General features: G+C 62.7%; 14 protein-coding genes. 12 read left to right on the plus strand and 2 right to left on the minus strand.

What is annotated here, in order from left to right; translation table 11 throughout:
- The first annotated feature begins 12 nt into the window (after nucleotides 1–12).
- From bamA to ACFZAI_RS23115, 11 genes are all read left to right on the plus strand, one after another.
- Entirely contained in the window at nucleotides 13–2,340 is a 2,328-nt protein-coding gene (gene bamA / locus ACFZAI_RS23065) for an outer membrane protein assembly factor BamA (RefSeq protein ID WP_391569081.1), read from the plus strand.
- Nucleotides 2,341–2,449: 109 nt separating this feature from the next.
- On the plus strand, nucleotides 2,450–3,010 hold the full coding sequence (locus tag ACFZAI_RS23070) for an OmpH family outer membrane protein (RefSeq protein WP_046807180.1): 561 nt from the start codon (nucleotides 2,450–2,452) through the stop codon (nucleotides 3,008–3,010).
- A gap of 17 nt (nucleotides 3,011–3,027) precedes the next feature.
- Complete coding sequence (gene lpxD / locus ACFZAI_RS23075) at nucleotides 3,028–4,125, plus strand: UDP-3-O-(3-hydroxymyristoyl)glucosamine N-acyltransferase (protein WP_391569082.1); 1,098 nt, start codon at nucleotides 3,028–3,030, stop codon at nucleotides 4,123–4,125.
- Nucleotides 4,126–4,192: 67 nt separating this feature from the next.
- A complete protein-coding gene (gene fabZ, locus ACFZAI_RS23080; RefSeq protein ID WP_006223429.1) occupies nucleotides 4,193–4,648 on the plus strand; it encodes a 3-hydroxyacyl-ACP dehydratase FabZ in 456 nt (151 codons plus the stop codon).
- Complete coding sequence (gene lpxA, locus ACFZAI_RS23085) at nucleotides 4,649–5,443, plus strand: acyl-ACP--UDP-N-acetylglucosamine O-acyltransferase (protein ID WP_391569083.1); 795 nt, start codon at nucleotides 4,649–4,651, stop codon at nucleotides 5,441–5,443. It abuts the gene before it with no gap.
- Nucleotides 5,440–6,636 (plus strand): lipid-A-disaccharide synthase, encoded by a 1,197-nt coding sequence (lpxB, locus tag ACFZAI_RS23090; protein WP_391569084.1) that lies wholly within the window; start codon nucleotides 5,440–5,442, stop codon nucleotides 6,634–6,636. Before lpxA ends, lpxB begins: the two co-directional genes overlap by 4 nt.
- Complete coding sequence (gene rnhB / locus ACFZAI_RS23095) at nucleotides 6,623–7,231, plus strand: ribonuclease HII (RefSeq protein WP_391569085.1); 609 nt, start codon at nucleotides 6,623–6,625, stop codon at nucleotides 7,229–7,231. Before lpxB ends, rnhB begins: the two co-directional genes overlap by 14 nt.
- Nucleotides 7,228–8,016, plus strand: coding sequence for a TrmH family RNA methyltransferase (locus ACFZAI_RS23100; RefSeq protein WP_391569086.1), 789 nt, complete (start codon nucleotides 7,228–7,230; stop codon nucleotides 8,014–8,016). Before rnhB ends, ACFZAI_RS23100 begins: the two co-directional genes overlap by 4 nt.
- A 109-nt stretch (nucleotides 8,017–8,125) precedes the next feature.
- Nucleotides 8,126–8,587, plus strand: a complete 462-nt coding sequence (locus ACFZAI_RS23105) for a DUF2846 domain-containing protein (RefSeq protein WP_391569087.1) — start codon at nucleotides 8,126–8,128, stop codon at nucleotides 8,585–8,587.
- Nucleotides 8,588–8,653: 66 nt separating this feature from the next.
- Nucleotides 8,654–9,082, plus strand: a complete 429-nt coding sequence (locus tag ACFZAI_RS23110; protein ID WP_391569088.1) for a hypothetical protein — start codon at nucleotides 8,654–8,656, stop codon at nucleotides 9,080–9,082.
- Entirely contained in the window at nucleotides 9,079–9,549 is a 471-nt protein-coding gene (locus ACFZAI_RS23115; protein ID WP_391569089.1) for a DUF2846 domain-containing protein, read from the plus strand. The genes ACFZAI_RS23110 and ACFZAI_RS23115 overlap by 4 nt, the downstream gene beginning before the upstream one ends.
- Before the next feature lie 64 nt (nucleotides 9,550–9,613).
- Here the strand turns inward: ACFZAI_RS23115 and ACFZAI_RS23120 are convergent, their stop codons facing one another.
- Nucleotides 9,614–10,441 carry a pyruvate, water dikinase regulatory protein gene (locus tag ACFZAI_RS23120; RefSeq protein WP_054425834.1) on the minus strand — a complete coding sequence of 276 codons (828 nt, stop codon included), beginning with the start codon at nucleotides 10,439–10,441 and terminating at the stop codon, nucleotides 9,614–9,616.
- Between the two features lie 181 nt (nucleotides 10,442–10,622).
- Here ACFZAI_RS23120 and ppsA point away from each other — a divergent pair, with 181 nt between their 5' ends.
- Nucleotides 10,623–12,986 (plus strand): phosphoenolpyruvate synthase, encoded by a 2,364-nt coding sequence (gene ppsA, locus ACFZAI_RS23125; RefSeq protein WP_391569090.1) that lies wholly within the window; start codon nucleotides 10,623–10,625, stop codon nucleotides 12,984–12,986.
- An 87-nt stretch (nucleotides 12,987–13,073) separates the two neighbouring features.
- Here the strand turns inward: ppsA and ACFZAI_RS23130 are convergent, their stop codons facing one another.
- A complete protein-coding gene (locus ACFZAI_RS23130) occupies nucleotides 13,074–13,859 on the minus strand; it encodes an AraC family transcriptional regulator (RefSeq protein WP_391569091.1) in 786 nt (261 codons plus the stop codon).
- Nucleotides 13,860–13,934 lie beyond the last annotated feature (75 nt).

Consider the following 13,934-nt stretch of genomic DNA (forward strand, 5'->3'; position numbering starts at 1 on the left):
GGATACTCAAGGATGTCTTTTCGCCGGATGTTTCATCACAAAAAGGGTGTACTGCCGGGTCTCATCGCCGCCTTATTGCTGCCGGCCATGGCCCAAGCCTTCGACCCTTTTGTCGTGCGGGATATCCGCGTAGAGGGTATTCAACGGACTGACGCCGGTACGGTGTTTGGTTATCTCCCCGTCAAGGTGGGCGAGAAATTCACCGAAGAAGAAGCCACCGAAGCGATCCGCCGCCTGTACGGCACGGGCTTTTTCACCGACGTGCAGATCCAGACGGACAACAACGTCGTGGTCGTCGTGGTGCAAGAACGCCCGACGATCGCCTCTGTCAACTTCAACGGCATGCGCGAGTTCGACTCCAAGGCCATCACCACCTCGCTGGGCCAGGTGGGATTTGCCGAAGGCCGAATCTTCGACCGTTCCATGCTTGAACGCGCGGAATACGAACTGAAGCAGCAGTACCTGTCCAAGGGCAAGTACGGCGTTGAAGTGACCTCCACCGTGACCCCGCTGCCGCGTAACCGCGTGGGCGTGAGCTTTGACGTGTTCGAAGGCTCGGTGGCGCGCATTCAGCAAATTCGCTTCGTGGGCAACAAGGCCTTCTCGGAAAGCGATCTGCTGGACGAGTTCAAGCTGACGACACCGGGCTGGCTGACCTGGTACACCGATACCGACAAGTACTCGCGCGAAAAGCTCGAGGGCGATCTGGAACGCCTGCGCTCGTTCTACCTGGACAAGGGCTACCTGGAATTCACGGTTGAGCCGCCGCAGGTCACGATCTCGCCTGACCGCAAAGACATCAACATCACGATCACCGTCCACGAAGGCGAACCGTACAAGGTCCGCAGCGTGAAGCTGGCTGGCAACCTGTTGGGTCTGGACAAGGAAATCAACGCGCTGGTGCAGGTCAAGCCGGACGAAACGTTCTCGGCCGCCAAGGCCAACGATTCGGCGAAAGCCATCACCGACTACCTGGGTGAATTGGGCTACGCGTTCGCCAACGTGAACCCGAACCCGCAGCTGGACCGCGCCAAGCACGAAGCCGACCTGACGTTCTACGTCGACCCGAGCCGCCGTGTGTACGTGCGCCGCATCCAGATTGGCGGCAATACCCGCACGCGCGACGAAGTCGTGCGCCGCGAAATGCGCCAGCAGGAAGCCGCCTGGTACGACGCCAAAGACATCAAGACCTCGCGCGACCGCGTCGATCGCCTGGGCTATTTCAGCGACGTCAACGTCAAGACCGATCCGGTTCCGGGCTCGCCCGACCAGGTCGACGTGAACGTCGACGTGAAGGAAAAGCCCACCGGCATGATCAACCTGGGCGTGGGTTACGGCTCGTCTGAAAAGGCGATTCTGTCGGCCGGTATCAGTGAAGACAACGTCTTCGGCAGCGGCACGAACCTGACGCTGCAATTGAACACCAGCAAGACGAACCGCGCGGTCGTGCTGTCGCACACCGATCCGTACTGGACAAAGGACGGCATCAGCCGCACGACGTCCGCGTACTACCGCGTGACCGAACCCTGGAACAACAACGACGGTGATTACCGCGTCAAGGCAATCGGCCTGGGCATGAACTTCGGCATTCCGATTTCGGAATTCGACCGGATCTTCATGGGCGCGAACCTTGAGCACAACCAGATCGATCTGTTCGACAACTCGCCCGCAGCCTACGACAAGTTCGTGAAGGACTACGGCGATTCGACGAACTCGGTGATCTTCAACACCGGCTGGTCCAACGACACCCGTGACAGCGCACTGGCGCCGACGAAGGGTTCGTACACCCGCCTGAAGGCCGACGTGTCCACCGTCGACCTGAAGTACACGCTGCTCACCGCGCAGCAACAGTATTTCGTGCCGTTGGGCGGCTCCTACACGCTGGCCTTGAACGGCATGGCGGACTGGGGCAAGAGCTACGGCGGCAAAGACTACCCGGTCATCAAGAACGTGTACGCCGGCGGTATCGGCACCGTTCGCGGTTACGAAGGGTCGTCGCTGGGTCCGCGGGATACCAAGACGGGCGACTACCTGGGCGGCACGCGCCGTATCATCGCCAACGCACAGCTGTACCTGCCGTTCCCGGGCGCGTCGAAAGACCGCACGCTGCGCTGGTTCATCTTCAGCGACGCGGGCCAGGTGTCGTCGGATCTGGGTTGTTCGGCCGGCAAGGCGGGCAGCGAAGTGGAAGATCCGTGCGGCTGGCGTTTCTCGGCGGGTATCGGCCTGTCGTGGCAGTCGCCGATGGGTCCGTTGCAGTTGTCGTATGCTCGCCCGCTTAATTCCAAGGCTGGCGACGACAAGCAAAGCTTCCAGTTCCAGATCGGGACCGGTTTCTAAGCGCGCCGTTACGCTTGAAAACAAGGGAGGGGCCTCCTGGCCCGGCTCCCTTGCTGTTTAGTGGCACAATACACACTTTGGCTTTGCCTTACTGGAAGGTGAGATTTTCATGATGTCTGATTTCGCACTTAAATCATCGAATACGCCGCGCGCCAAGCGCCGTGGCAAGCTGGGCGGCTCCATTGCCCTGGTGGGTGCGCTCATTCTCGGTTCGGCTGCTGCGATTCCCGCGCAGGCTCAAAACACCAAGATCGGCTTCGTCAACACCGAGCGGATTCTGCGTGAATCCGGTCCTGCCAAGACGGCGCAAAGCAAGATCGAAGCCGAATTCAAGAAGCGCGACGATGAACTTCAACGCCTGAACAACAGCCTGCGTTCGCAAGCCGAAAAGTTCGACAAGGACGCTCCCGTCCTGTCGGAATCGGATCGCGTGAAGCGCCAGCGCGAATTGTCCAATCTGGATACCGACCTGCAACGCAAGCGTCGTGAATTCCAGGAAGACTTCAACCGCCGCCGCAACGAAGAGTTCTCGGGCATCGTCACGAAGGCTAACGAAGCCATCAAGCGTATCGCCGAGCAAGAAAGCTACGACCTGATCATTCAGGACGCCGTGACGGTCAATCCGCGCATCGACATCACCGACAAGGTGATTCAGAGCCTGGGCAAGTAAGCAGTACCCGCGACGTTATGCCGGTTTTACTGGATCTTGCCCGCGCGCCCACACTCGAAGCACTGCTGAGCGCCGCCAACACCCAGGGTATGGACTGGCGTATCAGCGCTGCGCCCGGGTCGGAGCCTTTCAAGGTCTGCGGCCTCGGGACGCTGTCTTCGGCGGGGCCGCAGGAAATCACTTTCCTGGCCAACCCGCGCTACCAGAGCCAGCTCGGCTCCACGCAGGCAGGGGCGGTCATCGTCTCTGCCGACGTGGCCGAGGCCCTGGAAGCGCCCGGGGCCGCCCGGCCGCCGTTCGCGCTGGTCGTCTGCAAACATCCCTATCTGCTTTACGCCCGTGTGGCGCAATGGTTCGACGCTGCGCGCCGGCCGGTGCTGCCGGGGTCCACGCATTCTTCCGCCGTAATTGCGCCAGACGCCACCCTCGAAGAGGGCGTGCGTATTGGCCCCAATTGCGTGGTGGAAGCGGGTGCGCGCATCGGCCGCGATTCGGTCCTAGGACCGGGCTGCGTGGTCGGTGTGGGTTCGTCCATCGGGCCGGGCAGCCGTTTGCACGCACACGTCACGCTGTATGAAGGCGTGAAAGTGGGCGCGCGAGCCATCATCCACAGTGGCGCCGTGCTGGGTGCGGACGGTTTCGGCTTTGCGCCGGACCCGACGCTGGGCAAGGGCGCCTGGGGCAAGATTCCCCAGCTGGGCGGGGTGTCAGTGGGCGATGACGTTGAAATCGGCGCCAACACGACCATCGACCGCGGCGCGCTGGACGACACCGTGGTGGCTGATGGCGTAAAGCTCGACAACCAGATCATGGTGGCGCACAACGTGCGCATCGGCGCGCATACCGCGGTGGCGGCATGTGTCGGGATCGCGGGTTCGACGACCATCGGCGAACGCTGCACCATAGGCGGCGCCGCGATGCTGTCAGGCCATTTGAGCCTGGGCGACGACGTGCACATTTCGGGCGGCACGGCGGTGACGTCCAGCATTTCGAAACCTGGCCGCTATACCGGGGTGTTCCCGTATGCGGAGCACGGTGAATGGCAGCGCAACGCCGCCGTGATACAACAGTTGGCGCAACTGCGCCGCCGCGTGCGCACGCTGGAAAAAGACTAGGGCGCGCGCATGCCGCCCTGGCGTGCACGCGCCAAAATTATTTCATTTCGCAGGAAAGCATAGAAAAATGGAACTCGACATCAAGGGGATCATGGAGAGGCTGCCGCATCGTTACCCGATGCTGCTGATTGATCGCGTCGTTGAAATGGTGCCCGGTAAATCCATCGTGGCCATCAAGAACGTTTCGATCAACGAACCGTTTTTCAACGGTCACTTTCCTCACCATCCGGTGATGCCGGGCGTGCTCATCGTGGAAGCCATGGCTCAGGCCTCGGCGCTGTTCTCGTTCACGGACGAAAACGGCGGCCTGAAGTGCGAAGGGTCGAAGACGGCTTACTACCTGGTCGGTATTGATGGCGCGCGCTTTCGCCGCCCCGTCGTGCCGGGTGACCAGTTGCGCATCGAAGTCGAGGCCGAACGCTTGAGCCGCAGCATCTGTAAATACGCCGCGCGCGCAACTGTCGACGGCCAGGAAGTGGCGTCCGCCAAACTGATGTGCGCGATTCGCAGCCTGGAAGAGTAAATGGCAGGAAACATCCATCCCACCGCTGTCGTTGATCCGGCGGCAACCATCGACCCGAGCGCCGTGATCGGCCCGTTCGCGGTGGTTGGGCCTGACGTAACCATCGGCGCGGGCACCGAAATCGGCCCGTACTGCATGGTGGACGGCGTCACCACCATCGGACGCAATAACCGCTTCTACCGTTACTGCTCGATCGGCGGCATGCCGCAAGACAAGAAGTACGCCGGCGAGAAGACGCGCCTGACGATCGGTGACGGCAATACGGTGCGTGAATTTGTCACGCTGAACACCGGCACGGTGCAGGATGGCGGCGAGACGACGATAGGCAATGACAACTGGATCATGGCCTATGTGCACGTGGCGCATGACTGCCATATCGGCAGCCACACGATCCTGGCCAACTCGGTGCAACTGGGCGGCCACGTTCATGTGGGCGACTGGGCCATCATTGGCGGCCTGACCGGCGTGCACCAGTTCTCGCGCGTCGGCGCGCACTCCATGACGGGCGGCAACAGCTCGCTCATGCAGGATTCGCCGCCGTTCGTGCTGGCGGCGGGCAACCCGTGCCGTCCGGTGGGCGTCAACGTCGAAGGCTTGAAGCGCCGCGGATTTACCCCGGTGATGATCTCGGCGCTGCGCGAAGCCTACAAAATCATCTTCCGCCGTGGTTTGCCGCTGGACGCCGCGCGCGCTGAATTGCGCAAGCGCCAGCAAGAAATCCCCGAGGCCGCCGAGCACCTGCAAACGTTGCTCGATTTCCTCGACGTCGCATCGCGCGGCATCATTCGCCCATGAACACGCGGATCGGCATGGTGGCCGGCGAGCCTTCGGGCGACTTGCTGGCCGGTCGTATCATTGCCGGTTTGCAAGCGCGCGACGCCAGTGTGCGCTGCGAAGGCATCGGCGGCCCGCAGATGCAGGCGCGTGAGTTCGATACCTGGCACCCCATGCATGCGCTGACGGTGTTCGGCTATGTCGATGCCTTGAAGCGCTTGCCCAGCCTGCTTGGCACGTATCGTGACGTCAAGCGCCGCTGGCTGGCCGAGCCGCCATCGGTCTTTGTCGGCATCGATGCGCCCGACTTCAATCTGCGGCTGGAACACCAACTGCGATTGGCCGGCACGCCCACGGTGCATTTCGTCGGCCCGTCCATCTGGGCCTGGCGCTACGAACGCATTCACAAGATCCGCGAATCGGTATCGCACATGCTGGTGCTGTTCCCGTTCGAGGAAGAAATCTACCGCAAGGAAGGCATCCCGGTCACGTACGTGGGCCACCCGCTGGCGGGCGCCATCCCCATGGAGCCTGATCGCGCGGCGGCGCGCGCGCGTCTGGGTATTGATCAGAACGCGCGCGTGCTGGCCATTTTGCCGGGCAGCCGTTCGTCCGAGATCCGGCTATTGGCGCCGCGCTTCCTGCAAGCGGCGCAGTTACTGCTGAAGAAAGATCCGGCGCTGCAATGCGTGGTGCCGATGGTCAACGATCAGCGCCGGTCGGAATTTCAGGCCATCCTGGCGCAGCATCCCGTGCCGGGTCTGCGCTGCATTACCGCGGATGATCTGCACGGCGCGGGCGGCGACCGCAAGGCGCCCGTGGCGTGGTCCGTCATGGAAGCGGCTAACGCGGTGCTGGTGGCCAGCGGCACCGCCACGCTTGAGACCGCGCTGTACAAGCGCCCCATGGTGATTTCGTACGTGCTGTCGCCGTGGATGCGGCGCATCATGTCGTGGAAGTCCGGGCAGCAGCGGCCGTACCTGCCGTGGGTAGGTTTGCCCAACGTGCTGTTGCGCGATTTCGCGGTGCCTGAATTGCTGCAAGACGACGCCACCCCCGAAAAGCTTGCTGAAGCCACGTGGGCGTCGTTGACCGATGATGCGCTGATCGCGCGCGTCGAAGCGCGCTTTACCGCCATGCACCAAGAGCTGTTGCGCGATACGCCGGCTTTGGCTGCCCAGGCGATTCTGGAGGTGGCAGGTGGAGCAGCCTGATCTGTTCGCGGCCCCGATTCAACCCGCCTTGATCACGGCAGGTGTGGACGAGGCGGGCAGGGGGCCGTTGGCGGGCGCGGTTTACGCGGCGGCGGTCATTCTGCACCCCGATCGCCCCATCGACGGCCTGGCCGATTCCAAAGTGCTGAAGGCCGCCACGCGCGAAGCGTTGGCGGTGCAAATCAAGGAACACGCGCTGGCCTGGTGTATTGCCAGCGCCAGCGTGGATGAAATCGACACGCTGAACATCCTGCGCGCCACCATGCTGGCGATGCAGCGCGCCGTGCAGGGGCTGTCCACGCCCGCGCAACTGGCGCTGGTGGATGGCAACCAAGCCCCCAAACTCACGTGCACCGTGCAGACGGTCATCAAGGGCGATGCGCTTGTGCCGGCGATATCGGCGGCCTCGATTCTTGCCAAGACGGCGCGCGACGCCGATCTGGTGCGCCTGCACACGCTGTATCCCCAATACGCGTTCGATCAGCACAAGGGCTACGGCACGGCGCTGCACCTGCAACTGCTGCGCGAACACGGCCCCTGCGCGGAACACCGGCGCAGCTTTGCGCCCATCAAGGCATTCGGCCTGACCCCATGAAGCACATCAGTTCCCGCGACAATCCCGCGGTCAAGGCGCTGGCCAAGCTGGCCGGCACGGCCGGCAAGCGCGGCGCGCCCGTGCTGCTGGACGGGGTGCACCTGTGCCAAGCCTGGTTGCAGCATCATGGCGCGCCGGATCAGGCTGTCTTTGATGTTGATCGCCTGTCTCAACCCGATATCGCGGCGCTTGCTGCCGCAGTGCCGGATGCGCGCTGCCTGGCGTTGGACGCCCGGCTGATGCAATCGCTGGCTAGCGTGGAAAGCGTCCAGGGGGTGGCGTTTTTGGTCACGCCTGCCGCGATGGAACTGCCGGCAGCGGTCGACGAGAACTGCGTGTTGTTCGACCGCATTCAAGACCCAGGCAACGTCGGCACCTTGCTGCGCACGTGCGCAGCGGCCGGCGTCAAACGGGTGTTCCTGGCCACCGGCACCGCCGCCGCCTGGTCTCCCAAAGTGTTGCGCAGCGGGCAGGGCGCGCACTTTGCGCTGGCCATCCACGAGCACGTCGACCTTCAAGCGCTGTTGCCAAGCCTGCGTGTGCCGCTGGTCGCCACCGCGCTGGAGGGCGCGCAAGACTTGTACGAAGGCCGCTTGCCGCTTCGTTGCGCGTGGGTGTTCGGGCACGAAGGGCAGGGCGTGGACCCGGCCTTGCTGACCGCAGCCCGTCTCAAGGTGCGCATCCCGCACGACATGGCCGCCGTCGAATCGCTAAATGTGGGCGCGGCCGCCGCGATCTGCCTCTTCGAACAACGCCGCCAGGCGCTGACAAGCGCGCCGCGCTGAGCCGTTCGTTTTCTTACAACCCCTGCGATCGGGACTGACCCCGTTTATACTCGCGCGTTGCGCGGGCGTGACGCCGGTTTACGCCTGCTGCGAATCCAAGGGGAGATCAATGAAAACGATGTTCAGATTGGCGCTTGCAATGGCAGGAGCGGTGTTGTTGTTGGCCGGATGCGCTGGGCCGCGTTATGCGGACGTGTCGTCGCAAATTCCCGAGATTGAGCCGGGATTGGGCCGCGTCTATGTCTATCAGCTCGCCAACGCCAAGGATGTCGCGCAGCCAGCCATTATGGTCAATGGCCGCAAAGTCGGACGCTCCAAAGCCGGCAGGTTTTTCTACGTGGACCGGCCTGCTGGCGTGACCACGCTGACCTTGGCGCCGGATCGCAAGAATCCGGATGCAGGGATCAAATTGGAGTTGTCGGCCGGCCAGACGGTGTACGTGCGCGTTGACGTCGAGGCCGGCAAACAGGTGTTGCGCCCGGAAGCATCAGCCGACGTGGCCACGCAATCATTGGCGGACTTGAAGTATTGGGGCGCCGGGCACCGCGACCGGGAAAAGCTGCGCTATTGATGCCGAACAGTTTGTAAAATTCCGTCGCACTCATATACTCCACGCTTTGTATTTCCCGAGGTGGCTATGGCGTCATTGCCGTTTCACAAATTCCAGGGTGTTAAGCGTGCGTGCCGGGCGCTGCTGTTGACGTCGGCGTGCGCGCTGGCGTTAAGCGCATGCATGTCGGTCAGCACGCAAAAAGTCGGCATGGTTCCGGTGGCCGCGGCGGACCCGGTCTACACCATTCAATTGTCCCGGGTTGTCATCGCGGCATTGCCTAACGACAGCAGCGTGACGCTGCCGGCTGGCTCGCAGTGGCGCCGTGTCGGGGCGTTGCCGCAAGGCGATGTCTACCGCTCGATGAACGGGCTGTTCACGATTCAAACCCGCCGCCAGGGCGAAGCGTATCTGGTCGCGTCGTCCGGCAAGCTGCTGGGCTTTTATCTGCCCGGCGAAAGCGCATTCATGCCGCTTTCCCGCCCCGTCACGCTGCCCGTGGAGATGCGTCAATGAGTTCGTGGATCAAAGGATTGGCGGCCGCGGCCGTTGCCGTTTTGCTGGCCGGCTGTGCTGGCCCCAAGTATGACGCGTTGCATGGCCAGCTTCCGCCCATTGCCGAGGGCAAGGGCCGGATCTATTTCTATCAGCCTCAGCCGACCAATCTGGCGGCCGCGCAGCAAAAGCTGCGCGTCAACAATGAAGTCGTTGGCCGCAACAAGCCGGGCAGCTTTTTCTTTGTGGATCGGCCCGCGGGCAGTTACGTGGTCACCAACCTGTACTGGACGGGCGACGGCGTGAGCTTCATGCTCGACCCCGGCCAAACGCGTTACGTGCGAGTGAAGGCCGAAGTGTATGGCGCCACGGGGGCGGTCGGAAAGTTGTCGATGCAGTTGGTCGACCCGCCGGAAGTAGCCGAAAACGAAATGCGCGGGTTGCGCTATTGGGGCGCGGCATCCCCTGAGCGCGCGCCGGGCCTGTAATTCGGCCGCGTTTCCTACACGCGAAAACAGCCAGGGCGCATCCATGATGCGCCCTGGTTTTTTTTTAGCCCCGATCCAGGCCCACTTCCTGCAGCACCGTCGTCGCGATTTCTTCGATGGACTTCGTGGTGCTGGACAGCCAGGAAATGCCTTCGCGGCGCATCATGCGCTCGGCTTCGGCCACTTCATAGCGGCACTGCTCCAGTTGCGAGTAGCGGCTGTTGGGGCGGCGTTCATTGCGCACTTCAGCCAGGCGCTCGGGTTGGATCGACAGGCCAAACAGCTTGGCCCGGTGCGGGGCGATGGTCGAGGGCAGGGTGCCGCGCTCGAAATCGTCGGGCGTCAGCGGGAAGTTGGCCGCCTTGATGGCGTACTGCATGGCCAGGTACAGGCTGGTTGGCGTCTTGCCGCAGCGGGACACGCCCACCAGGATGACGTCGGCCTGGTCCAGCTGGTTCACGAACTGGCCGTCATCGTGCGCCAGGCTGAAGTTGATGGCGTCGATACGATTGCGGTACTTTTCTGAATTGGCCTGCATGTGCGAGCGGCCGATGGAGTGGCTGGACTTCAGGCCCAGCGCCTGTTCGATATGGCTGACAAAGGTGCCGAACAGGTCCATGAAAATGCCGTTCGCCTGGCGAACACGGGCCAGGATTTCGGGGTTGACCAGGGTGCTGAACACAATGGGCGGCACGCCGGCTTCCAGGGCGCTGCGGTCGATCCGCATGGCGACTTCGGCGGCTTTTTCGAGCGTGTCGACAAAAGGCAGGCGGATCGGCTTGAAATCAACCTCTTCGAACTGGGAAAGCACCGACTGGCTGAACGTTTCAGCGGTGATGCCGGTACTGTCGGAAACGATGTATACCGTGCGTACGATCGGGGTAGATGTCATGTGTAAAAAATTCCAACCAGTCAGATAGCCGAGGGTACTCCACCGAGTACAATCAGGCCCCTATAAGTCACCCCAAGGGCGGTCCAAGGCCAGTTTGGTCAGCGTCTGAAAAAGCAGTGTTTTGTGCTTGATTCATGCTTTGACCTAACTCGCTTTCATTCCATTGTAAAAGGTGACTTCAATGTCGTATGTTGTTTTGTTCGAGCAGCTCCGCATGACGGACGTGGACTCGGTAGGAGGCAAGAACGCATCACTAGGCGAAATGATCAGCCAGCTGTCTGGCGCGGGCGTCCGCGTTCCGGGCGGCTTTGCCACGACCGCCGACGCTTTCCGTGATTTCCTGAAAGCCTCGGGCCTGGACCAGCGCATTGCTGAACGCCTGACCACGCTGAACCCCGAAGACGTGCGCGAGCTGGCCAACGCCGGCGCGCAGATCCGTCAATGGATCGTCGAAGCGCCGTTCTCGGCTGAATTCGAAGCACAAATCCGCGAAGCCTTTGCCAAGCTCGACGCTGACGGCAAGGGCTCGTTTGCCGTGCGCTCCTCCGCCACCGCAGAAGACCTGCCCGACGCCTCGTTCGCCGGCCAGCAGGAAACCTTCCTGAACGTTGTTGGCATCGATGACGTGCTGGACAAGATCCGCCACGTGTTCGCGTCGCTGTACAACGACCGCGCCATTTCCTATCGCGTGCACAAGGGCTATGCCCACGCCGATGTCGCCCTGTCGGCCGGCATTCAGCGCATGGTGCGTTCCGACAAGGGCAGCGCCGGCGTCATGTTCACCATCGACACCGAATCGGGTTTTGAAGACGTCGTGTTCATCACGTCGTCCTACGGCCTGGGCGAAACCGTGGTGCAAGGCGCCGTCAACCCCGACGAGTTCTACGTCTTCAAGCCCACGCTGGCTCAAGGCAAGTTCCCGATCGTTGGCCGCCGCATCGGCTCCAAGCTGATCAAGATGGAATTCGACCCGGAGCGTCCGGAAGGCCGCGCCGTGCGCACCGTTGACGTGCCCGTGTCCGAGCGCAACCGCTACTCGCTGACCGACGACGAGGTCAATGAACTGGCCCGCTACGCCGTCATCATCGAACAGCACTACAAGCGCCCGATGGACATCGAGTGGGGCCGCGATGGCGTCGACGGCAAGATCTACATCCTGCAAGCGCGTCCCGAAACGGTGAAGTCGCAGCAGGGCGTGAACGACGTGCAGCAGCGCTACCGCCTGAAGGCCACCGGCCAGGTCCTGATCACCGGCCGCGCAATCGGCCAGAAGATCGGCGCCGGCCCCGTCCGCGTCGTGGGCGACATCTCGGACATGGACAAGGTTCAGCCGGGCGACGTGCTGGTCACCGACATGACGGACCCCAACTGGGAACCCGTGATGAAGCGTGCCGCGGCCATCGTGACGAACCGTGGCGGCCGTACCTGCCACGCCGCGATCATCGCGCGCGAACTGGGCATTCCGGCTGTGGTGGGTTGCGGTAACGCGACGGACCTGCTGAAGGAAGGCCAGGCCGTGACCGTGTCTTGCGCGGAAGGCGACGAAGGCCGCATCTATGACGGCCTGATCGAAACCGAAGTGGAAGAAGTGCGCCGCGGCGAAATGCCCGCCATCGATCTGAAGATCATGATGAACGTGGGCAACCCCCAACTGGCGTTCGACTTCGCGCAGATCCCCAACGGCGGCGTGGGCCTGGCGCGTCTGGAATTCATCATCAACAACAACATCGGCATCCACCCGAAGGCAGTCCTGGACTACCCGAACGTGGACGGCGAACTGAAGAAGGCCGTGGAATCGGCCGCTCGCGGGCACGCCAGCCCGCGCGCATTCTTCGTTGAGAAGATGGCGGAAGGCGTGGCGACGATCGCCGCCGCGTTCTACCCGAAGCCGGTCATCGTGCGTATGTCGGACTTCAAGTCCAACGAGTACCGCAAGCTGGTGGGCGGTTCGCGCTACGAGCCCGAGGAAGAGAACCCCATGCTGGGCTTCCGCGGCGCGTCGCGCTACATCGCTGAAGACTTCGCCGAGTGCTTCCGCATGGAATGCGAAGCGCTGAAGAAGGTCCGTGACGACATGGGCCTGACCAACGTTGAAATCATGGTGCCGTTCGTGCGCACGCTGGGTCAGGCCGAAAAGGTGGTGAACCTGCTGGCCAAGCACGGTCTGGCGCGTGGCGAAAACGGCCTGAAGCTGATCATGATGTGCGAAGTGCCGTCCAACGCCATCCTGGCCGACGAATTCCTGCAATTCTTCGACGGCTTCTCGATCGGTTCGAACGACATGACCCAGCTCACGCTGGGCCTGGACCGCGATTCGGGCATGGAGCTCTTGGCTGCCGACTTCGACGAACGCGACGAAGCCGTGAAGTTCATGCTGCGCCGCGCGATCAAGGCTTGCCTGGCCGCCAACAAGTACGTGGGTATCTGCGGCCAAGGCCCCAGCGACCACCCGGACTTCGCGCAATGGCTGAAGGACGAGGGCATCCTGTCGATGTCGCTCAACCCGGATACCGTTGTCGACACGTGGCAGCGTCTGGCCAAGTAATCGGCTGATTCGCTAGTAAAAAGCCCCGCATCTGAAAGGATGCGGGGCTTTTTTATTCGCGGTGGTGTAGGCAGTGGGCCCGCGTCTTCACGCCGCTGTGCGGACTTCCATGTACTGACCCGGCGTTTCGCCCAGCGCCCGGCGAAATGCAGATGTGAATGCGCTGGGACTGGCGTAGCCCAGATCCAGCGCAACGCGCGTCACCGGTTGCCCCTGGCTTAAGCGTTCGATGGCGGCAAGCAGGCAGACTTGTTGACGCCACTCTGCAAAGCTTGCGCCGGTTTGCGCACGGAACAATCGCGTAAAGGTACGCCGGCTCATGCCGGATTGGCTTGCCATTGCGTCCAGCCCGAACGCGATCGACGGGGTGTCAAACAATTGCTGGCATATACGAACAAGGCGCGGGTCTTGCGGCAGCGGTGCGTGCAGCGAAAGGCGAGGCATGCAGGCAATTTCGGCCACCAGCATCGTCATCAGCTTGCCGGCCCGGCCCTGGGTGTCGTAGAGCGCAGGCAGGTCGATGGCGTCTTGCAGCAAGTGTTTGAGCAGTGCCGAAACGCCATACACGCCGCAATGCTCCGGCATCCGGGCGGCTTGCGCTTCGTGTGGCGACAGAAACGCATTGAACATGGTGACCTGGCCCGACATCGTCATTTCATGCGCGACGCCGGCAGGCACCCAGCACGCCCGCTGCGGGGGCACCAGCCACCGGCCCTCTGGCGTGGCGACGCTGATGGTGCCGCGCAAGGCAAACGCGAACTGGCCCCGCCGGTGCGCGTGCACGGGAAACGTCGACCCGGCCGCATAGTCGTTCGCGGTCACGACCACCGCGCGCGGAATGTCTTCAAACGGATCGACCAGGGTATTTCGCATGGCCCGAATTCTACAGAGAATGACCCAATAACGACGGCGGGCCATGGGGGGCCGGCATACGATCCCTGCCACGTG

Source organism: Achromobacter sp. NPDC008082 (genome assembly GCF_042957345.1).
In the GTDB taxonomy this organism is placed as follows: domain Bacteria; phylum Pseudomonadota; class Gammaproteobacteria; order Burkholderiales; family Burkholderiaceae_B; genus Achromobacter; species Achromobacter kerstersii_A.

What these genes read in the sequence shown, in the direction of transcription:
- bamA (WP_391569081.1), top strand. Translation starts at nt 13, where the DNA reads ATGTCTTTTCGCCGGATGTTTCATCACAAAAAGGGTGTACTGCCGGGT.
- ACFZAI_RS23070 (WP_046807180.1), top strand. Translation starts at nt 2,450, where the DNA reads ATGATGTCTGATTTCGCACTTAAATCATCGAATACGCCGCGCGCCAAG.
- lpxD (WP_391569082.1), top strand. Translation starts at nt 3,028, where the DNA reads ATGCCGGTTTTACTGGATCTTGCCCGCGCGCCCACACTCGAAGCACTG.
- fabZ (WP_006223429.1), top strand. Translation starts at nt 4,193, where the DNA reads ATGGAACTCGACATCAAGGGGATCATGGAGAGGCTGCCGCATCGTTAC.
- lpxA (WP_391569083.1), top strand. Translation starts at nt 4,649, where the DNA reads ATGGCAGGAAACATCCATCCCACCGCTGTCGTTGATCCGGCGGCAACC.
- lpxB (WP_391569084.1), top strand. Translation starts at nt 5,440, where the DNA reads ATGAACACGCGGATCGGCATGGTGGCCGGCGAGCCTTCGGGCGACTTG.
- ACFZAI_RS23100 (WP_391569086.1), top strand. Translation starts at nt 7,228, where the DNA reads ATGAAGCACATCAGTTCCCGCGACAATCCCGCGGTCAAGGCGCTGGCC.
- ACFZAI_RS23105 (WP_391569087.1), top strand. Translation starts at nt 8,126, where the DNA reads ATGAAAACGATGTTCAGATTGGCGCTTGCAATGGCAGGAGCGGTGTTG.
- ACFZAI_RS23110 (WP_391569088.1), top strand. Translation starts at nt 8,654, where the DNA reads ATGGCGTCATTGCCGTTTCACAAATTCCAGGGTGTTAAGCGTGCGTGC.
- ACFZAI_RS23115 (WP_391569089.1), top strand. Translation starts at nt 9,079, where the DNA reads ATGAGTTCGTGGATCAAAGGATTGGCGGCCGCGGCCGTTGCCGTTTTG.
- ACFZAI_RS23120 (WP_054425834.1), bottom strand. Translation starts at nt 10,441, where the DNA reads ATGACATCTACCCCGATCGTACGCACGGTATACATCGTTTCCGACAGT.
- ppsA (WP_391569090.1), top strand. Translation starts at nt 10,623, where the DNA reads ATGTCGTATGTTGTTTTGTTCGAGCAGCTCCGCATGACGGACGTGGAC.
- ACFZAI_RS23130 (WP_391569091.1), bottom strand. Translation starts at nt 13,859, where the DNA reads ATGCGAAATACCCTGGTCGATCCGTTTGAAGACATTCCGCGCGCGGTG.